This is a genomic window from Streptomyces capparidis (assembly GCF_054782095.1).
In genome coordinates this window covers 141,953-160,594 of the sequence record NZ_BAAGTD010000005.1, presented here as the reverse complement: position 1 = coordinate 160,594, position 18,642 = coordinate 141,953, and the positions used below count along the sequence as shown (strand labels likewise).

Here is an 18,642-nt window from a genome sequence, read left to right as displayed (position 1 = left end):
GCGCCGGCGGCGGGCCGCACGGGCGGCCCGTCCGCGAGGGAGACGATCGTCAGGGCCGCTGGTGGGGCTGCTGCTGCGGCTGCCCGTACGGCTGACCGCCGTGGCCGCTCGCGGCGTGCGCCTGCAACTGATCCGCCTGCTCCTTGGTGACGTTCTGCTCGGCGCCGCAGAAGGTGCACTGCGTCATGTACTTCGTCGAGAACGGGAACAGCGGCACGAAGAACAGCGTGAACTTCGTGACCCGCTTCCTGAGCGCGTGCGCGGAGGGGTTGCCGCAGCGGCCGCACACCAGCGTGAGTATCGCGAGCTGGTACAGGTATCCCTTGGTGCCGAAGATGATCATGCTGTGGGTCCTTCCCGGGTCGGTGCCGGCCGGCACGTGGCCGGTGAGCGACGAGTGCGCTCACCGGCAAGTCTCCTGCACGCCGTGCGCGCCACGCCCGCGGACCGCCGGCCACGCCCGGCGCGGGGCGGCCGAGGCCGGTCGGGGCGGCCGGCACGTCCCGCACGGGAATGCGGGCCCGCACGGGAATGCGGGCGCACCGGACAAAAGGCCCGCGAGGCCCTTACGGAACGCGGACGTCCGCCCCCCGGCCGCCCCCGGACCCGGTGCCGCCCGCCCCCGCGGTGCCACACTCGGCGGCATGACGGCACCCTCTCCGCCACCGACACCGCCCCCGGCCCGCCGCGTCCTTGTCGTGGACGACGACCCCACCGTCGCCGAGGTCGTCGTCGGCTACCTGGAGCGGGCGGGCTTCGCCGTTGACGCGGCCGCCGACGGTCCCGCCGCCCTGGAGCGTGCCGCGGCCGACCGGCCCGACCTGGTCGTCCTGGACCTGATGCTGCCGGGCCTGGACGGCCTGGAGGTGTGCCGCAGGCTGCGGCGCGGCGGCCCCGTGCCCGTCATCATGCTCACCGCGCGCGGCGACGAGGACGACCGCGTGCTCGGGCTCGAGGTGGGCGCCGACGACTACGTCACCAAGCCGTTCAGCCCCCGCGAGCTGGTGCTGCGCGTGCAGTCCGTGCTGCGCCGCGCCGGGGCCGCCCACCCTCCCGCCGAGCCCGAGCCGCTGCTGCGCGGCGGCGGCGTCACCCTGGACCCGGTGGCCCGCCGCGCCACCCGCGACGGAGGCGAGCTGGCGCTGACCGTCCGCGAGTTCGACCTGCTGGAGTTCTTCCTGCGCCACCCGGGCCGGGCGTTCCGCCGCGAGGAGCTGATGCGCCGGGTGTGGGGCTGGGAGTTCGGCGACCTGTCCACCGTCACGGTGCACGTGCGGCGCCTGCGCGAGAAGGTCGAGCGGGACCCGGCGAGCCCTCGCCTGATCACCACCGTGTGGGGCGTCGGCTACCGCTTCGACCCGCTGCCGCGCCCCGAGCCCGCCGACGGGGCCCGCCCGTGAAGGACCTGCTGCTCATCGCGATGTTCGCCGCGCTCGGCGCGGCCGGGGCCGGCCTGGTCGGCGTCGCCGCGCTGCGCGCCCTGCGCCGCCGCTCCCTCGCCGTGTCCCTGGCGGTGGTCGTCGGGGTCGCCGTGACCGCGATGCTCGCCGGGACGCTGGCCGTGGCGTGGGCGATGTTCCTGTCCTCGCACGACCTGAAGGTCGTCACCATGGTGTGCGCGGTGGCCGCCGTGGTGTCGCTGGGGACCGCGCTGCTGCTCGGCCGCTGGGTGGTGGCGGGCAGCAGGGCGCTGACGGCCGCGACGCGCTCGTTCGGCGACGACGGCTCCTTCGCCGCACCGGCCGGGCCCGCCACCGCGGAACTGTCCGCGCTCGCCCACGAGCTGGCCGCCACCAGCGCCAAGCTCGCCGAGTCCCGGGAGCGCGAACGCGCCCTCGAGGGCTCGCGCCGGGAACTGGTCGCCTGGATCTCCCACGACCTGCGCACCCCGCTCGCCGGGCTGCGTGCCATGGCCGAGTCCCTGGAGGACGGCGTCGTGGACGACCCGGCCCGCTACCACAAGCAGATCCGCGTCGAGGTCGAGCGGCTCAGCGCCATGGTGGGCGACCTGTTCGAACTGTCCCGCATCCAGGCGGGAGCGCTGTCGCTGTCCCTGACGCGGGTGTCGGTGTACGACCTGGTGGGGGACGCGCTCGCCGGTGTGGACCCGCTGGCCCGGGAGCACGGGGTGCGGCTCGTCGGCGACGGGGTGGAGCCGGTGCCGGTGGAGGTGGACGGCAGGGAGATGACGCGGGTGCTGGGCAACCTGCTCGTCAACGCGATCCGCCGCACCCCCGCCGACGGCACCGTGGCCGTGGCCGCCCGCCGCGAGGCCGACACGGTGGTGCTCAGCGTCACCGACAACTGCGGCGGCATCCCCGAGGAGGACCTGCCCCGCGTCTTCGACACCGGCTGGCGCGGCAACGGGGCCCGCACCCCGCCCGCCGGCGCCGGCCTGGGCCTGGCCATCGTCCGCGGCATCGTGGAGGCCCACGCGGGGCGGGCACGGGTGCGCAACGTCCCCGGCGGCTGCCGGTTCGAGGTCACCCTGCCCGCGGCCCGCTGACCCCGCCGCGCCCCGGCGGGGCGGCCTCAGCGGCCCAGGAGTTCGGTGACGCGGATGAACCCGTCCGTGCCGTGGCCCTGCCCGATGACGCGGCGGGCCCAGCCCTCGGCGGCCCGCATCACGCCCGCGTCGATGCCGTGGGCCTCGGAGGCGTGCACGATGTGGGCCATGGACGAGGCCGCGGAGGTGATCGGGTTGTCCTCGCCGGAGAAGTCGCCGCCGTCCACCGCCTCGGCGAGCCCCTCGAAGATCGGCGGCAGGATCGCGCCGATGCCCTGGGCGAACGGGGCCAGCTCCCGCGCGGTGACACCCTCGGCCTTCGCCACCGCCAGGGCGTGCGCGTAGCCCGCCATCGCGGTCCAGAAGATGTCGAGCAGGGCGATGTCGTACGCGGCCGCCCGGCCGATGTCCGCGCCGAGGTGGGTGTGGGTGCCGCCCAGCAGGTCCAGCACGGGCTGGTGCTCCCGGTAGAGCTCCGGCGGCCCGCTGTGGATGAACACCGCGTCGGGCGTTCCGATGGTGGTGGTCGGCGTCATGATCGCGCCGTCCAGATAGCCGATCCCGTGCTCGGCCGCCCACGCCGCGGCATCCCTGGCCCTGTCCGGCGTGTCGGCGGTCAGGTTCACCACGGTGCGGCCCTTGAGCGCGTCCCTGACCGCCTCGCGCCGCAGCACGGCGTCCGCGGCGTCGTAGTTCACCACGCAGACCACGATCAGCCCGCTCGCGGCGACGGCCTCCTCGGCCGAAGCGGCGCCGACCGCGCCCCGCTCGACCAGCTCCCGGTCCCGTCCCGGCGTCCGGTTCCAGACGGTGGTGCGCACACCGGCGTCCAGGAACGCCCCGGCCAGGGCCCGGCCCATCGGCCCGAGACCGAGCACTGTGACGGCAGACTGTTCGGTGTGTGAAGACATGACTCAACTCCTGTGCATATGCAAAAGAACAACGACAAATGGGACTGAAATGACGCGCAGCCGTGCCCAAGACCCGAATGTCTGTGGCGTGACCGCCGCGATCGCCGTGATCGACGGCAAGTGGAAGACGGCCCTGCTCTGGCTGCTGGAGTCCGGCCCGCACCGCCCCGGCGAGCTGCGCCGGCGGCTGCCGGGCCTCAGCGAGAAGGTGCTGACTCAGGCGCTCCGCGAGATGGAGGCCGACGGGCTGGTGCACCGGGAGGTGCACGACGTCCTTCCGCTGAAGACCGTCTACTCCCTGACCCCGTTCGGCCGGGAACTCTCCGAGGCGCTGGCCCCTCTCGCCGACTGGGGCCACCGCCGTCTGGAGAAGCTCACCGAAGCCGAGTCGGCCTCCTGAAACATCGCTCCGTCACCCCGCGTTCCTCCGGTTCCCTCGGCCTGCCGGCCGTCCCCGCACCAGAGTCCCCCAGCCGCCGCCCGCCGCCAAGTACCCACAAAAAAGTGGCCACTCCGGTGCGGGGAGCCGGAGCGCGCGGCGCGTCACCGCACCCGGGGCGCGCCGGTCACGGACAGCATGAGTGAGTACAGGGAGGTCGTCGCGGTGATGAAGAGCTGGTTGTTCTTCGGGCCGCCGAAGGCGACGTTGGAGACCGGCTCGGGCACGCGCAGCTTCCCCAGGAGGGTGCCGTCGGGGTGGTAGCAGTGCACGCCCTCGTCGAACGCGGCGGCCCACAGGTGCCCCTGGTCGTCGAAGCGGATGTTGTCGAAGCCGCCGTCGGTGCGCTGGGCGAAGACCCGGTCGTTGGTGAGGGCGCGGTCCTCGGTCACGTCGAAGACGCGGATCCGCGCGGCCCTGGAGTCGGCGACGTACAACCGCTTCTCGTCCGGTGAGAACACCAGGCCGTTGGGTCCGTCGAAGCCGTCCGCGACCCGGTGGACCTCGCCGGTCACGGGGTCGATCCGGTAGACGTCGCGGGTGCCGATCTCACTCTCGGCGCGGTGCCCCTCGTAGTCGCTGGTGATCCCGAAGTCCGGGTCGGTGAACCAGACGGAGCCGTCGGAGCGCACGACCGCGTCGTTCGGGCTGTTGAAGCGCTTCCCCTCGAAGCGGTCGGCGAGCACGGTGACGCGGCCGTCGTGCTCGGTTCGGGTGACCCGGCGGTTGCCCTGCTCGCAGCTCACCAGCCGGCCCTCGCGGTCGAGGGTGTTGCCGTTGACGTACCCGGCGGGGGAGCGGAAGACCCCGACCGCGCCGGTCGTCTCGTCCCAGCGCAGCAGGCGGTCGTTGGGGATGTCGCTCCAGATCACCTGCCGCCAGGCGGGCACGTACAGCGGCCCCTCGGCCCAGCGGCAGTCGGCGTGCAGCCGCTCGAGCCGTGAGTCGCCGTTGGCGCAGCCTTCGGTGCGGAAGCGCTCGTCCAGGATCTCGTACAGATTGTTGACGATCTTGCCGGGCATGGTCAGCTTCTCCCCGTCCACGGTCGAATGTCATTCGCTATGATCATAGTGTGTCCGAACCAGATATGGTGGAGGCATGGGGATGGTCAAGGGAATCGTGGACGACGTGGACCGGGCGCTGATCGCGGAGCTCCAGCGCGACGCCACACAGGCCTACGCGGCGCTCGGCAAGGCGGTCGGCCTGTCGGCCGGCGCGGCTCACGACCGGGTGCGCAAGCTCCGCGAACGCGGCGTCATCCGCCACACGACCGTGGACGTCGACCCGGCCGCCCTCGGGCGGGGCGTGCTCGCCTTCGTCATGGTCGACTCCACCGCCTGGATGGGGGACGCGAGCGAATCGTTCGCCGCCATCCCCGAGATCCAGGAGGCCCACGTCATCGCGGGCACCGCCTCCGTCCTGGTGAAGGTGCGCACGGCCACCACGGAGCAGTTGCAGGACGTCCTGCGGCGGCTCTACGCGATCGAGGGCGTGAGCGGGACGCAGGCGACGGTCGTGCTGGAGACCTTCTTCGAAAGGCCGGTCCGCGCCGACTGACACCTCACAACGCCCCCCTCCGGCCGGCCGGCACCGCCGACCGACGCCCCGGTCGGCCGACGCCGCCGGGTGCCGGGACGCCCTCCCACCGTGAACGCCTCCCCCGCCGAGGCTCTGGAAACAGCAGGAAGCCGACTCGCGCTCAGTGCCCGACTGACGTGTCCGAAGTCGCATGGAGCCCGGAAAGGGGCCTTCGCATGGGTAACTTCTGGTCGATCTATCAGCACGGCTTCGCCCGTGTCGCCGCGTGCACCGGCCACGCCGCCATCGCCGAGCCGCACGCCAACGCCGAGGCGGTGCTGCGGCAGGGGCGCCGGTGCGCGCGGGAGGGGGTCGCCGTCGCCGTGTTCCCCGAACTGTGCCTGACCGGCTACTCGATCGAGGACCTGCTGCTCCAGGACGCGCTGCTCGACGAGGTCGAGGCGGCGCTCGACACCGTGGTGGCCGGGTCGGCCGACCTGCTGACGGTGCTCGTCGTCGGCGCCCCGCTGCGCCACCGCAACCGGGTCCACAACTGCGCGGTGTTCGTGCACCGCGGGCGCGTCCTCGGTGTCGCGCCGAAGTCCTACCTGCCGACCTACCGCGAGTTCTACGAACGGCGGCAGATCGCCCCGGGTGACGACGAGCGCGGCGGGACGATCCGGGTCGGCGGCGCGACCGTGCCGTTCGGCGTGGACCTGCTCTTCGCCGCCGAGGACGTGCCCGGCCTGGTGCTGCACGCGGAGATCTGCGAGGACATGTGGGTGCCGGTGCCGCCGAGCGCGGAGGCGGCGCTGGCCGGCGCGACCGTCCTGGTCAACCTCTCCGGCAGCCCGATCACGGTCGGACGGGCCGAGGACCGGCGGCTGCTGTGCCGCTCGGCGTCCTCGCGCTGCCTCGCCGCCTACGTCTACGCGGCGGCCGGGCTGGGCGAGTCGTCCACCGACCTGTCCTGGGACGGCCAGACCATGATCTACGAGAACGGCGTCCTGCTGGCCGAGACCGACCGGTTCCCGCAGGGCGACCAGTACGCGGTGGCCGACCTCGACCTCGACCTGCTGCGGCAGGAGCGGCAGCGGATGGGCACCTTCGACGAGAACCGCCGCGCCCACGCCGCGCGCACCGGCGACTTCCGGCAGGTGACCTTCCGGCTCGACCCGCCCACGGCCGACCTCGGGCTGCGCCGCCGGATCGAGCGGTTCCCGTTCGTGCCGTCCGACCCCGCCCGGCTCGCCCAGGACTGCTACGAGGCGTACAACATCCAGGTCGCGGCATTGCAGCAGCGACTGGCGGCGATCGGCGACCCGAAGGTCGTCATCGGGGTGTCGGGCGGCCTGGACTCCACGCACGCCCTGATCGTCGCCGCCCGGGCGATGGACCGCGCCGGCCGCCCGCGCAGCGACATCCTGGCGTTCACCCTGCCCGGATTCGCCACCAGCGAGCACACCAAGGGCAACGCCCACAAGCTGATGCGCGCGCTCGGCGTCACCGCGGCCGAGCTGGACATCACGCCGACCGCCCGGCTCATGCTCCGGGAGATGGGCCACCCGTTCTCGTCCGGCGAGCCGGTGTACGACGTCACCTTCGAGAACGTGCAGGCCGGGCTGCGCACCGACTACCTGTTCCGGCTGGCCAACCAGCGCGGGGGCATCGTGCTCGGCACCGGAGACCTGTCCGAGCTGGCCCTCGGATGGTGCACCTACGGCGTCGGCGACCAGATGAGCCACTACAACGTCAACTCCGGTGTGCCGAAGACGCTCATCCAGCACCTCATCCGGTGGGTGATCGGCAGCGGCCAGTTCGATGAGGAGGCCAACGAGACGCTGGCTGCGATCCTCGACACGGAGATCAGCCCCGAACTGGTGCCGGGGGAGGAGCTCCAGTCCACCGAGTCCAAGATCGGCCCGTACGCGCTGCACGACTTCACCCTCTTCCACGTGCTGCGCCACGGCTTCCGGCCGTCGAAGATCGGCTTCCTGGCCTGGCACGCCTGGCACGACCGGGACGCCGGCGCGTGGCCGCCGATGTTCCCCGAGGCCGAGCGGGTGGCGTACGACCTGCCGACGATCTGGCACTGGCTGGAGACCTTCTGCCGCCGCTTCTTCGGATTCGCGCAGTTCAAGCGCTCGGCCATGCCGAACGGGCCGAAGGTGGTGGCCGGCGGCTCCCTCTCGCCCCGCGGCGACTGGCGGGCGCCCTCCGACAGCACGGCGCGGACCTGGCTGAGGGACCTCGCCCGGTGGGACGTGGCGCGCGCCGAGGAGTAGCCGGTGCGGGGCCGCGGGGGAGGCGCCTCCGCACCGCCCGTTCCGCTGAGCGGACCAGCGTGTGACAGCGCCCCCCCGAGGGGTCACTCTTGACTCACCGTGGCAGCGACCGGGCGGGACGACGGGGGTGCGGCCCGTCCGGTCGCCACGGGCCGGCTCCCGTCAGCCTTCCACCGCCCGGTCGGCTGACGGGCGCACAGCCGGACCGCCCCGCGGCGCGAGCGGCGCCGCGCGCACGCGGCGGGCGAGACGCCCGGGCAGGTCGCCCGCGGGGGCCCGCCGCCGCGCGGCCGAGCCGGGAGGCGTCACCTGGCGAACACGGGGACCTGCGCCTCGGTCGGCTGCGGCGGGGTGCCCTGCGTCCACACCTGGTGCAGCGAGACCGCGCTGATCCGCCAGCCCTCCGCGGTCCTGGCCAGCTCGATCTCGGTGCGGCCGGCCGAGATGAACACCCCCTCCGAGCCGTCCGCCAGGACGTGCGTGCTGATCTGGCTGCCGCGCGCCGTGGCCCGGTCGCCGTCGGTCTCGACGACGGCGTTGGTGTTCACGTGCATCGTCCGGTCGAACAGCGCCATCACCTCGCGGAGGTGGCCCCGCAAGGCGTCGCGCCCGCGGAAGGTCCCGCCGGGCAGCCGCGCGAGGACGTCCTCGGTGAGGAAGGCGCGGGCCCAGTCCTCGTCGTAGCGGCGCTCGTCCAGGGACCGCTCGAAGCGGTCGAGCAGTTCGGTGATCTCGGTGCGTTCGGCCAGGGCGCGGAGCTGCCGCGCGAGGGTGTCGGCGTCCATACCTGGGAGACCTCTCTGTCTGTCATGATCATGTAAATTCGCCCCCGCCTTCGGTCCCCGGTACCCCGCCGGGCCGCGATCCAACCGACCCGGTCGAGGAGGGCTGCGGGGACCCGGGCGGCAGCACGCGCCCGGCCTGCGAGGTCACGGCTCGGGCAGGGCGCCACGCCGGGCCGCCGCATCGGGCGGGGCCGCCGACGCGCCGCCGCGCGGTCCGCGCCGGGGGCGGTGCCCGCGGAAGGCGCGCAGTGCGGCGGGGGAGCGGACGGTCGGGACGGCTGTGTAGTCCTGGTCGGGCCGGGCGGTGACGCGGTCCGCGGGGGCCTGGAACTCCACCGGCGACGGTTCGCAGCTCAGCCGGCCGTCGGGCCCCTGCACCCGCATGGGCAGGTCGAGGGAGACGCGGTACCACCACCGCCCGTCGTCCTCGAGGACCCGCGCGAGCACAGCGACGTCCACGACCTGCCCGTCGTGCAGCCGCAGGATCGCCACCGGCGCCACACCCACCTGCCGGTCCCGGACTTCCGCCACCCGCTCCTCTCCACTCACGAATCGATCGTACGTTCGATTCTGACGCATGGCTCACCCGGCCCGCCCGAGGGCCGGCGGGCCGGCGGGACGGCGCACCGGACCCGTGCGGCGTCGCCGTGCGCGCCGTGACATCGTGGAGCCATGGCCATCGATGTTCGCCCGGCTGCGGTCTTCGAGGATGTCCGCACCCTGCTCGGCCCGAAGTCACCCGGAGCCAACGTCTGCTGGTGCCTGAGCTACCGGATCCCTTCCCGCCTCAACAACGAGCTTCGCGGGCCGGCCCGCGGTGAGTACGTCGCCGAGCTGTGCCGCGCCGAACCGCCTCCGGGCGTGCTCGCCTACGACGGCGAGGAACCGGTCGGCTGGGCCGCCGTGGCCCCGCGCGCGGCCACCTCCTTCGCGCGGAACCGCAAGATCCCGCACATCGACGACCTGCCGGTCTGGTCGCTGTGGTGCGTCCGGGTACGCCCCGGCCACCGGAAGAAGGGCATCTCGCACGCCCTCATCGCCGGCGCGGTCGAGTTCGCCCGCGCCCACGGCGCACCGGCGATCGAGGCGTACCCCCTCGACAACGGTGACGCCAAAGTCGACATGACGATGGCGTACGCCGGGATCCGGAAGAACTTCGAACGCGCCGGCTTCGTCCACGCCGCCGACACCACCTCGGTGCTGGCCGGTCACCCCCGCATCCTGATGCGCCTCGACCTGCGCTGACCGGTCGGCCGCGGGGCGGTCACAGTTCGCAGTCGACCTCGCCCCGCACGAGCCGCCGTTGATGGTGTCGTGCCACCCGATCACGAGCGCCGTCCCGCTCACCACGACAGACTCGAAGAGGGCGGCGACACGGGAGGGCCGCCGAGTCGTGAGGGGCGTCCGGGGCGGCGGCCGATGCCGTGGCGGGAAAAACGGTGGCCGAAGATCGTGTGGACGGCAGACTGGGGCCATGACCGCACCGGATCCCAAGGCCGACCTCCGCTTCTACCTCCAGTCCGCCCGCGACGCCCTGCTGTGGAAGCTCGAAGGGCTCTCGGAGTACGACGTCCGCCGCCCGCTGACGCCGACCGGCACCAACCTGCTGGGCCTGGTGAAGCACGCGGCCGGTGTGGAGCTGGGCTACCTCGGCGACACCTTCGGACGGCCGTCCGGTGAGCCGCTGCCCTGGCTCGAGGACGACGCCGAGCCCAACGGGGACATGTGGGCCACGGCCGACCAGTCCCGTGAGCACATCGTGGAGCTCTACCGCCGCGCGTGGGCGCACGCGGACGCCACGATCGACGCGCTGCCGCTGGACACGGTCGGCAGGGTGCCGTGGTGGCCCGGCGGCCGGGACGAGGTGACGCTCCACCACGCCGTGGTGCGCGTGATCGCCGACACCCACCGGCACGCCGGGCACGCCGATGTGCTGCGGGAGCTCATGGACGGCGCCGTGGGGATGAACCAGGGCAACACCAGCATGCCGCCGGGCGACGCGCAGTGGTGGGAGGAGCACCGGAGCCGACTGGAGCGCGCCGCCCGGGAGGCGTGACGCGTCTAGGGCCTGTCGTCACATCCCCGTCTGCCTCGCGACGCCCGGCACGCACTCTCGCCGCGCCGGGCGAAAGCCCGAGTACGACCCGGTACGAGGACTTCCGCCCGGCACGCCGAGAGCACGCACCGGACGCCGCGAGGCCGCCCTCCGGGCGACGACGGGGATGTGACGACAGGCCCTAGGGCCGGCCCGCGCGGACGGTGTCCGCGAGGGAGGTGGCGGGGTGGCCGGTGAGCCGCTCGACGGCGTCGGTGACGCCCGCGAGTTCGCCCGCGGCGATGGCGGTGTAGGTGGAGACCCAGGCGTCGAGCTGCCAGTCGGGGGCGCCGTGGGAGGCGCGGGAGCGGTAGGCCTCCTCGACGGTCTCGGCGTGGTAGGTGACGGTGCGGCCGGTCACCTCGCTCAGCACGGCGGCGATGTCGGCGAGGCCGAGGGACTCGGGTCCGGTGAGGTCGTAGCGGGCGCCGACGTGCTCGTCGGCGTGGGTGAGGACGGCGGTGGCCGCGTCCGCGATGTCGTCCTGGGCCACCACGGCGGCGCGGCCGGTGCCGGCGGGGCCGCGGATCACCCCGTCCGCGCCGACGAGGGCGGGCATGAAGTCGGCGTACAGGTTGTCGCGCAGGAAGGTGTGCTTCAGGCCGCTGGCGCGGATGTGCTGCTCGGTGTGCCAGTGGTCGCGGGCCAGGGTGAAGGTCGCCCCCGGGGCCGCCCCGTAGAAGGAGATGTACACCAGGTGCCGCACCCCGGCCTCGGCGGCGGCGTCGATGAACGCGCGGTGCTGCCGCAGCCGGTCGGGTGACTCGGCGGCGGAGACCATCAGCACGCGGTCGATGCCGCGCAGGCCCCGCACGACGGCGTCGTGATCGCCGTACGCGCCGGGGACGACGGTCGCGCCGGGCAGGTCGGGCGCCCGCCCGGGGGTGCGGACCAGCAGGGTCTGCGGGATGCCGGCCGCGGCCAGCCGGCGGGCGACGCGCCCGCCCAGGCGGCCGGAGGCGCCGGTGACGGCGTACGTGACATCGGTGGCGGCCATCGGGCGGATCTCCTGCCTGTGCGGGGGCTCGGGGTCCTCGGGAGTGTTCCCCCGCGAGCGCGCGGGAACGTCCGCTGCCCGTCGTCGATCCTTACCACGACGCCGCGCCGCCCGCCCCGAGGCGCGCGGCGCGGGGACGCGGCCGTGGGGCGGGAGCGGGAAGCGGGGGGCCGCTGGGTCAGGGATCAAGAAGGGCGGGGCGCGGGGCCGCGCCTAGCATGATCGTCATGGACATCACCATTCACACCAGCTTCCTCCCGCACACCGACCCGGACGCCTCCCTGGCCTTCTACCGCGACGCCCTCGGCTTCGAGGTCCGCAGCGACGTCGGGCAGGGCGGCATGCGCTGGATCACCGTCGGCCCGGTCGGCCGGCCCGACACCTCCATCCTCCTGGCGCCGCCGGCCGCCGACCCCGGGGTCACCGAGGATGAGCGCCGCACCATCCGCGAAATGATGGCCAAGGGCACCTACGGCTGGATCCTGCTGGCCACCCGGGACCTGGACGGCACCTTCGAAAGACTCCGGGCCCGCGACGCCGAGCTCGTCCAGGAGCCGACCGAGCAGCCGTACGGCATCCGCGACTGCGCCTTCCGCGACCCCGCGGGCAACCTGGTCCGCATCCAGGAGCTCCGCTGAACCGCCGGCACCGCGCGACGAAGGGAGCCCTGTCATGTGTCACCCCTCGTGGGGGCGCGCTCACCGAGGCGCGGTGGCGAAGCGACCTGGTGCGACTGCGCCGCGTCCGCGACCGGATCGACCGGGAGTACGCGCGGCCGCTGGACGTCGAGGCGCTCGCCCGCGCGGCGTGCGGGCCCGGCGGGCCACCGTCCTTGATCGCTTGCGCACCGCCGTCACGCGGGCCAGCGTGGCCTGACACCGCACGGAGGCAGGGAAGATGAGCACCCACACCCACACCCACACCCACGACGTCGACCACGAACTCGTCCGGGCCGCGGCCGACGTCGCGCGCACGCGATGCCGGGGCGACAGTCACACGATGGCCGCCGCGGCCCGCGCCGGGGACGGGCGGATCATCACCGCCGTCAACGCCTACCACTTCACCGGGGGCCCCTGCGCCGAGCTGGTCCTCATCGGCGCGGCAGCCGCCCAGGGCGCCTACGAGCTGGACACGATCGTCGCCGTGGGCGACCGCGACCGGGGCGTCGTCCCACCGTGCGGCCGGTGCCGCCAGGTGCTGCTCGACTACTTCCCGGCCCTGCGCGTCATCGTCGGCCGGGACGACCGCGTCCGCACCGTCCCCCTCACCGACCTGCTCCCCGAGAGCTACATCTGGGCCGACCACCAGGGAGACGGTCACGCGGGCAACCGGCTCGACCCGGACGCCGCCCAGAACTCGGCGTAGCGGCCACCGCGGCACAGCAGCTCCTCATGGCCGCCCTCCTCCACGATCCGGCCGCCGTCCAGGAACACGATGCGGTCGGCGCGCCGGACGGTCCGCAGCCGGTGCGCCACCATCACCACCGTCCGGCCCCGCATCAGGCGCTCGATCCCCTCGTGGACCGCCGCCTCGTTCACCGGGTCGAGCGCGGAGGTCACCTCGTCCAGCAGCACGACGGGCGCGTCCTTCAGCAGCGCCCGCGCGATCGAGACCCGCTGGCGCTCACCGCCCGACAGCAGCGCGCCGCCCTCGCCGACGTTGGTGGCCCATCCGCCGGGCAGCCGCTCGACCACCTCGTCCAGTTGTGCCGCGGCGGCCGCCGCCCGCACCTCGGCGTCCTCGGCGTCGGGACGGCCCAGGCGCACGTTCTCCTCGATCGTGCCGTCGAAGAGGTAGACGTCCTGGAAGACGATGGCGATCCGCGCCATCAGCCCCTCGGTGTCGATGGCGCGCACGTCCACACCCCCCACGCGCACCGCGCCCGCGTCCACGTCGTGGAACCGCGCGAGCATCTGGAGCAGGGTGCTCTTGCCCGCGCCCGACGGCCCGACGACGGCGAGCCGCTGCCCCTGCGGCACGCGCAGCGACACCTCGTCGAGCACCGTGCGGTCGCCGTGCCGGAAGGTGACGGAGTCGAACTCCAGGTCGTGCCGTTCCGGCCGGACCGGTTCGCTGGGCTCGGGCAGCGGCTCGTCGCGCAGCACCGCGTCGAGCCTCGCCAGCTCGGAACGCGCCCCGCGGAGTCTGCCGCCGATGTCCGAGAGGGACAGCAGCGGATCGGCGCAGCGGGCGGCCAGCACCAGGATCGCCAGCACCTCCGCCACCCCGATGTCCCCGCCGAGCGCGAGCGCGGCGCCCAGGAACAGCAGCCCGGTGAACATCGCCTGCACCGTAAGGGTCAGACCCAGGGCGCCGGGCAGCGCCGACAGCGCGGAACGGCGGGACGCCCGCTGGACCCGCCGGAGCGAGTCGTCGAGCAATCCGAAGCGCTCCGCGGTCCGCCCGCCGGACCGCAGCACCGGCTGGGCCCGGAGGTACTCGACGACCCGCTCGGTGGCCTCCTGGTCGCGTCGCACGCGCTCCGCGTCGGCGGCGGCCGTCGAGCGTCCCGTCCGCATCTGGACCGCCGCCACGACCGGTGCGGCGGCCAGCGCGGCCAGCCCCATCTGCCAACTGAAGGCGAGCATCACCACGACGATCGTCAGGGGAGTCACACAGGCGGAGATCAGCGGGGCCAGCAGGTGCGCGATGACGCTCATCGCCTGGAGGACGCCGCGACCGGCCAGGACGGACACCTCCCCGACGCGGCCCGCGCCGTACCAGCCGAGGGGCAGCCGGGCCAGGTGATCGCCGAGCCGGCGGTACACGCCGCGCAGCAGCGTGGTCCCGACCCGGAAGCCGGACCGGTCGCCGGCGAGGCGCAGCACCGCGTAGACCGCGACCGCCGCCCCGAACGCGATCAGCCACGGCCAGGCGTCCTCCGGCGCGTCTCCGAACAGCTCCCGCAGCACGGGAACCAGCAGCGCGTAGGACAGGCCCTCGGCCACCGCGGCGGCCGTCATCAGGGCCACGGTGCGCCGCACCGGCCGGGCGTACTCGTGTCCCAGCACACGCAGCAGCATGCGAATCATCGGGGCTCGTCTCCTTGCCGTGTGCCGCCGTGGGTCTCGGTCCGGTCGGCGGCCGCCGACCGGTGGGAGCGCCAGAACGCGGCGAACCTGCCGTCCCGCGCCAGCAGCTCCGCCGGTGTGCCGCGCTCGGCGACGGTGCCGTTCTCCAGCATCACGACGGTGTCGGCGTCGGCGATCGTCTCCGGGCGGTGGGCGATCACCAGCATTGTCCGGTCGCCCTTCAGCGCCGCCAGGGCCCGGCGCACCGCCTGCTCCGTCCGCGGGTCGGCGAACGCGGTCGCCTCGTCGAGCACCACGACGGGCGCGTCGGCGAGCAGGGCGCGGGCGATCGAGATCCGCTGGGCCTCGCCCCCCGACAGCCCGGCGTCCTCACCGATCACCGACTCGTACCCGCGCGGCAGCTCGAGGATCCGTTCGTGGATGCTCGCCTGCCGGGCGGCCCGGACCACGTCGTCCAGTCCGGCCCGCGGCACCGCCAGCGCGATGTTGTCCGCGATCGAGGCGCGCAGCAGGAAGGTGTCCTGGAAGACGAAGGAGACCGTCCGGTACAGCTCCCGGCTGCCGATGTCGCGCAGATCGACACCGCCGAGGAGGACCGACCCGTGGGTCGGGTCGAAGAACCGCGGCAACAGCCGCACCAGCGTGGACTTCCCGCTTCCCGACGGCCCGACGAGCGCGGTGACCGTGCCCGGTTCGAGTTCCAGGTCGATCCCGCGCAGCACCTCGTGGCCGGCCTCGTAGCCGAACCGGACGTCGCGCAGCTCCACCCGGTGCCCCCGCGGGGCGACCGGGTGCGCGGGTTCCGGCAGCGGCCGCACCGCGAGCACCTCCCCGATCCGGCCGACGGCGCGCCGGGCGGCCTGGATGTCGTCGAAGCCGTGGCCGAGGGCCGCCACCGGAGCGGTCAGTCCAAGACCGAGCAGCAGGAAGGGCAGCAGGTCGGCCGGGGCCAGGCCGCCGCTCGTGATCAGGGCCGTGCCGCCGGTCAGCACGACCAGCAGCACGAACGGCGGCGACAGCGCCAACTGCATGCCCGCGGCGATCCCGGACAGGCCGCGCACCCACCGGGAGAAGGCGCCGGTGAAATCGTCCACGGCCGTGACGAAGCTGCGGTGGGCCCGCTCGCCCCCGCCGAACGCCTTGACCACCGAGATGCCCTGGACGAACTCGACGGCCGAGTTCGCGATCCGTCCCATGGCGGCGTCGAGCTCCTCCTGCTCGCGCAGCCGGGCCGGGGTCATCATCAGCGGGACCAGCGCCACCGCCAGCACCACGGGTATCAGCGTGATCAGGGTGAGGCGCCAGTCCACGGTGAACAGGTACACCAGCGACAGCAGCGGCACCACGAACGCGGAGACCAGCTCGCCCGGGGTGTGGGCGATGAACGGGTGCACGGCGCTCACGTCCTCCCCCACGACCTTGGCCAGCTCGCCCGTCCTGCGCCGGGAGAGCCAGCCGATCGGTGCGCGGCCCAGCCGCGCGGCCAGTTGCCGACGGAACGACAATTGCACCCGGCCGTCGAGGAGGTGCCCGATCGCGGACGACGCGGCCGTGAACAGCAGCCGGACCAACAGGCCGACCGCACCCGCGGTGACGACCCACCAGACGTGGCCGTGATCGACCGGGCCGGGTGACAGCAGCGTGCGCCCCAGTTCGGCGACCGCCAGCAGCGGCGCCAGACCCGCGGCGGCGCCGATCACCTGGAGGGCCACCACGGCGGCGAAGCTCCCGAGGTGGGGACGGAGCAGCCCCGCCGTGCTCCGCCCCGCCGCGGGGCCGGCGTCCGGCGGCGGCGCGGACTGCCCCCTCGCCTCGGCGAGGTCAACGGTTGTCATCGCTCCTCCTCATTCGCTCTCCCCCATCGCCGTCCCTCATCGCCGTCCCGTCGCGGCCTGCCACGGCCGCCTCACTCGGCCAGGGCGCGGCGCAGCACGGCGCCGACCTGGGCGATCTGCCGCTGCGACACTTCGGCGGACCACAGCGCCTGCGACCCGTGGAAGGTCCCCGGCCACTGGTGCAGCTCCACCGAGACGCCCGCCTGGAGCAGGCGCAGCGCGTAGGCGATGTCCTCGTCGCGGTTCGGGTCGAACTCGGCGGTGGCGACGTAGGCCGGCGGCAGGCCGGACAGGTCGGTGGCGCGGGAGGGGGCGGCGTGGGGCGTGGCGGGCGCGGAGCCCAGGTAGTGCCGCCACGAGGCGGTGACCTGGCCGCGGTCGCTCCAGGGCGTGTCGGTGAAGTTCCGCGCCGACCAGGTCTCCTGCCGGTCGTCCAGAGGGGGCTCGTTGAGCAGTTGGAAGCGGATCGGCGGTCCTTGCTCGTCCCGTGCCCGCAGCGCCACCGCGGCCGCGAGGTTGGCGCCGGCGCTGTGCCCGCCGACCGCGATCCGCTCCGGGTCCACGCCGAGTTCGGCCGCGTGCCCGTGGGTCCAGGCCAGCGCGGCGTACACGTCGTCCAGCGCGGCCGGGTACGGGTGCTCGGGGGCCAGCCGGTAGCCCACCGAGACCACCACCGCGCCGGAGAGGTCCGCGATCCGGGCGGCCCAGAGGTGCTCGGTGTCCAGATCGCCGACGACCCATCCGCCGCCGTGCAGCCAGATCACGGCGCCCTGCGCCCGGTGCGGGCGGTAGATCCGCACCGGCACGTCCGGCTCGGCGGGCACCGCGCGGTCCTCGATCACCATGCCCGCGACGTCCGGCGCGGGCCTGGCGGCGGCACCCTCGGTGTACTTCCTGCGCGCGGTGACCGGGTCGGCCAGGTCGATCGAGGGAAGCAGCGGGAGGAAGGCTTCCAGTTCGGGATCCATGGCGGCCATCCTCGCGGCCGCTCCCCCGAAGATCACCCGCCATCCGTCGGGCATCCCGCCCGGATCACGCGTCGATCGTCGCGTCTTCCCCCGCGGGGCGGGCTCGTGGTTCGCATCGCCTACGACCACCCGGGCGCCCTGGCCCCGCCGGCGGACACCCCCGCCGCCGCGCGCGACAACGCCGACGTGGCCGCGATCGCCCGCATCGCCGGAACCCGGGAGCGCCGGGCCGGGCGACGTACCACCGCCGCCCGGCCCGGCGGGCGATCACCGTCCCGGCCGCCGGCGGCCGGGGCAGTCGCTCAGGCGTCCGGGCCCGGCGCGGCAGCGTCCGTCGGCAGGCCGCGGGTCGTGACGACCCGGGCGCTGCCGTCGGCCAGCCGGTAGGACAGGCCCACCACGGCGGTGCGCCCGGCGGCGACCTGGTCGGAGAGCACCCGGGAGCGGTCCAGCAGGAGATCGACGGTGTGCCGTATGTGCTCGGCGAGAATGTCGTCGTCCTCGGTGAGCCCGGCGGCGCGGGCGGCCAGGATGCTGGGCGTGACGCGCTCGATGACGTCGCGCACATAGCTGGTGGTGGCGACGCCGTCGGACACGGCGGCGCGCGCGGCGGCGACCGCGCCGCACGAGTCGTGGCCCAGCACCACCACCAGGGGGCAGTCCAGCACGCTCACGCCGTACTCGATGGTGCCCAGTACCTCGGATCCCGCCACATGGCCCGCGGTGCGGACCACGAACAGGTCCCCGAGACCCCGGTCGAAGATGATCTCAGCGGCCAGGCGTGAGTCGGAGCAGCCGAAGAGCACCGCGAACGGGCGCTGGGCGGGCGCGGTCTCGGCGCGGCGCGCGGCGTCCTGGTTGGGGTGCTGCGGCGCGCCCGCGACGAAGCGCCGGTTGCCGGTCAGCAGCAGTTCGAAGGCTTCCGAGGGAGTCAACGGCGGTGTGTCAGTCATGGCCGCAGGGTAAGGCCAGACCCGCCGCACCGCTTCGCGGGGGGCACCCCGCGAAGCGGTGCGGTGACCGGGGGTGGCCCGGCCGGCCGCACGGCGGCGCCCACCGGTGGGCACATCGCTTGAAGTACTTCGCTTGACGTGGTTCATATGTAGTGCTTTGCTTGTAGTACTTCAAGCCGACCAGGCCTCAGCAGGGCACGGGACCGCGCCTGAGCTGATCGCGCGGGCCGTGGAGCGGACCCTCACCGCGGGAGACTCCTCCGGCGACCGCACCGCACCACCGGCTCCGGGCCGTCGATCAACCGACAAAGCAACCGA

Annotated in this window: 19 protein-coding genes and 1 pseudogene; 10 read left to right on the top strand and 10 right to left on the bottom strand. The window is 74.0% G+C overall.

Annotation, left to right across the window (positions count from 1 at the left end; genetic code table 11):
* Positions 1-49: 49 nt before the first annotated feature.
* Positions 50-343 (bottom strand): zinc-ribbon domain-containing protein, encoded by a 294-nt coding sequence (locus ACYVO2_RS06785; RefSeq protein ID WP_461006679.1) that lies wholly within the window; start codon positions 341-343, stop codon positions 50-52.
* Positions 344-644: 301 nt separating this feature from the next.
* Between ACYVO2_RS06785 and ACYVO2_RS06780 the strand changes: the two genes are divergently transcribed.
* Complete coding sequence (locus ACYVO2_RS06780) at positions 645-1,400, top strand: response regulator transcription factor (protein WP_461006678.1); 756 nt, start codon at positions 645-647, stop codon at positions 1,398-1,400.
* Positions 1,397-2,506: a sensor histidine kinase gene (locus ACYVO2_RS06775; RefSeq protein ID WP_461006677.1), complete on the top strand. Its 1,110-nt coding sequence runs from the start codon at positions 1,397-1,399 to the stop codon at positions 2,504-2,506. Before ACYVO2_RS06780 ends, ACYVO2_RS06775 begins: the two co-directional genes overlap by 4 nt.
* Before the next feature lie 26 nt (positions 2,507-2,532).
* On the opposite strand, the gene ACYVO2_RS06770 is transcribed toward ACYVO2_RS06775, so the two are convergent.
* On the bottom strand, positions 2,533-3,417 hold the full coding sequence (locus tag ACYVO2_RS06770; protein ID WP_461006676.1) for an NAD(P)-dependent oxidoreductase: 885 nt from the start codon (positions 3,415-3,417) through the stop codon (positions 2,533-2,535).
* A 49-nt stretch (positions 3,418-3,466) separates the two neighbouring features.
* On the opposite strand from ACYVO2_RS06770, the gene ACYVO2_RS06765 reads away from it, so the two are divergent.
* Positions 3,467-3,817, top strand: a complete 351-nt coding sequence (locus ACYVO2_RS06765) for a winged helix-turn-helix transcriptional regulator (RefSeq protein ID WP_461006675.1) — start codon at positions 3,467-3,469, stop codon at positions 3,815-3,817.
* A 143-nt stretch (positions 3,818-3,960) separates the two neighbouring features.
* On the opposite strand, the gene ACYVO2_RS06760 is transcribed toward ACYVO2_RS06765, so the two are convergent.
* Positions 3,961-4,878, bottom strand: a complete 918-nt coding sequence (locus ACYVO2_RS06760) for an SMP-30/gluconolactonase/LRE family protein (protein ID WP_461006737.1) — start codon at positions 4,876-4,878, stop codon at positions 3,961-3,963.
* A 97-nt stretch (positions 4,879-4,975) separates the two neighbouring features.
* Between ACYVO2_RS06760 and ACYVO2_RS06755 the strand changes: the two genes are divergently transcribed.
* On the top strand, positions 4,976-5,413 hold the full coding sequence (locus tag ACYVO2_RS06755; RefSeq protein ID WP_461006736.1) for an Lrp/AsnC family transcriptional regulator: 438 nt from the start codon (positions 4,976-4,978) through the stop codon (positions 5,411-5,413).
* Positions 5,414-5,610: 197 nt separating this feature from the next.
* Entirely contained in the window at positions 5,611-7,659 is a 2,049-nt protein-coding gene (locus ACYVO2_RS06750; protein WP_461006674.1) for an NAD(+) synthase, read from the top strand.
* 305 nt (positions 7,660-7,964) lie between these two features.
* Here the strand turns inward: ACYVO2_RS06750 and ACYVO2_RS06745 are convergent, their stop codons facing one another.
* Together ACYVO2_RS06745 and ACYVO2_RS06740 are read right to left on the bottom strand one after the other, a co-directional pair.
* Positions 7,965-8,444 (bottom strand): nuclear transport factor 2 family protein, encoded by a 480-nt coding sequence (locus ACYVO2_RS06745; RefSeq protein ID WP_461006673.1) that lies wholly within the window; start codon positions 8,442-8,444, stop codon positions 7,965-7,967.
* A 144-nt stretch (positions 8,445-8,588) separates the two neighbouring features.
* Positions 8,589-8,993, bottom strand: a complete 405-nt coding sequence (locus ACYVO2_RS06740; RefSeq protein WP_461006672.1) for a hypothetical protein — start codon at positions 8,991-8,993, stop codon at positions 8,589-8,591.
* A gap of 123 nt (positions 8,994-9,116) precedes the next feature.
* Between ACYVO2_RS06740 and ACYVO2_RS06735 the strand changes: the two genes are divergently transcribed.
* On the top strand, positions 9,117-9,689 hold the full coding sequence (locus ACYVO2_RS06735; protein ID WP_461006671.1) for a GNAT family N-acetyltransferase: 573 nt from the start codon (positions 9,117-9,119) through the stop codon (positions 9,687-9,689).
* A gap of 229 nt (positions 9,690-9,918) precedes the next feature.
* Positions 9,919-10,500, top strand: coding sequence for a DinB family protein (locus ACYVO2_RS06730; RefSeq protein ID WP_461006670.1), 582 nt, complete (start codon positions 9,919-9,921; stop codon positions 10,498-10,500).
* 181 nt (positions 10,501-10,681) lie between these two features.
* Here the strand turns inward: ACYVO2_RS06730 and ACYVO2_RS06725 are convergent, their stop codons facing one another.
* Positions 10,682-11,536 (bottom strand): SDR family oxidoreductase, encoded by an 855-nt coding sequence (locus tag ACYVO2_RS06725; protein ID WP_461006669.1) that lies wholly within the window; start codon positions 11,534-11,536, stop codon positions 10,682-10,684.
* Positions 11,537-11,763: 227 nt separating this feature from the next.
* Between ACYVO2_RS06725 and ACYVO2_RS06720 the strand changes: the two genes are divergently transcribed.
* From ACYVO2_RS06720 to ACYVO2_RS06710, 3 genes and pseudogenes are all read left to right on the top strand, one after another.
* Complete coding sequence (locus ACYVO2_RS06720; protein WP_461006668.1) at positions 11,764-12,174, top strand: VOC family protein; 411 nt, start codon at positions 11,764-11,766, stop codon at positions 12,172-12,174.
* Positions 12,175-12,208: 34 nt separating this feature from the next.
* A pseudogene (locus tag ACYVO2_RS06715) lies at positions 12,209-12,344 on the top strand (AraC family transcriptional regulator); the annotation flags it as partial.
* Positions 12,345-12,433: 89 nt separating this feature from the next.
* Complete coding sequence (locus ACYVO2_RS06710; RefSeq protein WP_461006667.1) at positions 12,434-12,901, top strand: cytidine deaminase family protein; 468 nt, start codon at positions 12,434-12,436, stop codon at positions 12,899-12,901.
* Here ACYVO2_RS06710 and ACYVO2_RS06705 read toward each other — a convergent pair.
* The 4 genes from ACYVO2_RS06705 to ACYVO2_RS06690 all read right to left on the bottom strand — a co-directional run bounded on the left by ACYVO2_RS06705 (position 12,853) and on the right by ACYVO2_RS06690 (position 18,324).
* Entirely contained in the window at positions 12,853-14,568 is a 1,716-nt protein-coding gene (locus ACYVO2_RS06705; RefSeq protein WP_461006666.1) for an ABC transporter ATP-binding protein, read from the bottom strand. The genes ACYVO2_RS06710 and ACYVO2_RS06705 overlap by 49 nt on opposite strands.
* Positions 14,565-16,403, bottom strand: coding sequence for an ABC transporter ATP-binding protein (locus ACYVO2_RS06700; protein ID WP_461006665.1), 1,839 nt, complete (start codon positions 16,401-16,403; stop codon positions 14,565-14,567). Before ACYVO2_RS06700 ends, ACYVO2_RS06705 begins: the two co-directional genes overlap by 4 nt.
* Positions 16,404-16,474: 71 nt before the next feature.
* Positions 16,475-17,371, bottom strand: coding sequence for an alpha/beta hydrolase (locus ACYVO2_RS06695; protein WP_461006664.1), 897 nt, complete (start codon positions 17,369-17,371; stop codon positions 16,475-16,477).
* A 302-nt stretch (positions 17,372-17,673) separates the two neighbouring features.
* The gene (locus ACYVO2_RS06690; protein ID WP_461006663.1) at positions 17,674-18,324 is read right to left on the bottom strand and encodes a carbonic anhydrase; all 651 of its coding nucleotides are present in this window, start codon (positions 18,322-18,324) and stop codon (positions 17,674-17,676) included.
* Positions 18,325-18,642 lie beyond the last annotated feature (318 nt).

Bases quoted from the DNA above. Each gene is read 5' to 3' on its own strand.
- ACYVO2_RS06785 (WP_461006679.1), bottom strand. From the start codon at position 343: ATGATCATCTTCGGCACCAAGGGATACCTGTACCAGCTCGCGATACTC.
- ACYVO2_RS06780 (WP_461006678.1), top strand. From the start codon at position 645: ATGACGGCACCCTCTCCGCCACCGACACCGCCCCCGGCCCGCCGCGTC.
- ACYVO2_RS06770 (WP_461006676.1), bottom strand. From the start codon at position 3,417: ATGTCTTCACACACCGAACAGTCTGCCGTCACAGTGCTCGGTCTCGGG.
- ACYVO2_RS06765 (WP_461006675.1), top strand. From the start codon at position 3,467: ATGACGCGCAGCCGTGCCCAAGACCCGAATGTCTGTGGCGTGACCGCC.
- ACYVO2_RS06760 (WP_461006737.1), bottom strand. From the start codon at position 4,878: ATGCCCGGCAAGATCGTCAACAATCTGTACGAGATCCTGGACGAGCGC.
- ACYVO2_RS06750 (WP_461006674.1), top strand. From the start codon at position 5,611: ATGGGTAACTTCTGGTCGATCTATCAGCACGGCTTCGCCCGTGTCGCC.
- ACYVO2_RS06745 (WP_461006673.1), bottom strand. From the start codon at position 8,444: ATGGACGCCGACACCCTCGCGCGGCAGCTCCGCGCCCTGGCCGAACGC.
- ACYVO2_RS06735 (WP_461006671.1), top strand. From the start codon at position 9,117: ATGGCCATCGATGTTCGCCCGGCTGCGGTCTTCGAGGATGTCCGCACC.
- ACYVO2_RS06730 (WP_461006670.1), top strand. From the start codon at position 9,919: ATGACCGCACCGGATCCCAAGGCCGACCTCCGCTTCTACCTCCAGTCC.
- ACYVO2_RS06725 (WP_461006669.1), bottom strand. From the start codon at position 11,536: ATGGCCGCCACCGATGTCACGTACGCCGTCACCGGCGCCTCCGGCCGC.
- ACYVO2_RS06720 (WP_461006668.1), top strand. From the start codon at position 11,764: ATGGACATCACCATTCACACCAGCTTCCTCCCGCACACCGACCCGGAC.
- ACYVO2_RS06710 (WP_461006667.1), top strand. From the start codon at position 12,434: ATGAGCACCCACACCCACACCCACACCCACGACGTCGACCACGAACTC.
- ACYVO2_RS06705 (WP_461006666.1), bottom strand. From the start codon at position 14,568: ATGATTCGCATGCTGCTGCGTGTGCTGGGACACGAGTACGCCCGGCCG.
- ACYVO2_RS06700 (WP_461006665.1), bottom strand. From the start codon at position 16,403: ATGACAACCGTTGACCTCGCCGAGGCGAGGGGGCAGTCCGCGCCGCCG.
- ACYVO2_RS06695 (WP_461006664.1), bottom strand. From the start codon at position 17,371: ATGGATCCCGAACTGGAAGCCTTCCTCCCGCTGCTTCCCTCGATCGAC.
- ACYVO2_RS06690 (WP_461006663.1), bottom strand. From the start codon at position 18,324: ATGACTGACACACCGCCGTTGACTCCCTCGGAAGCCTTCGAACTGCTG.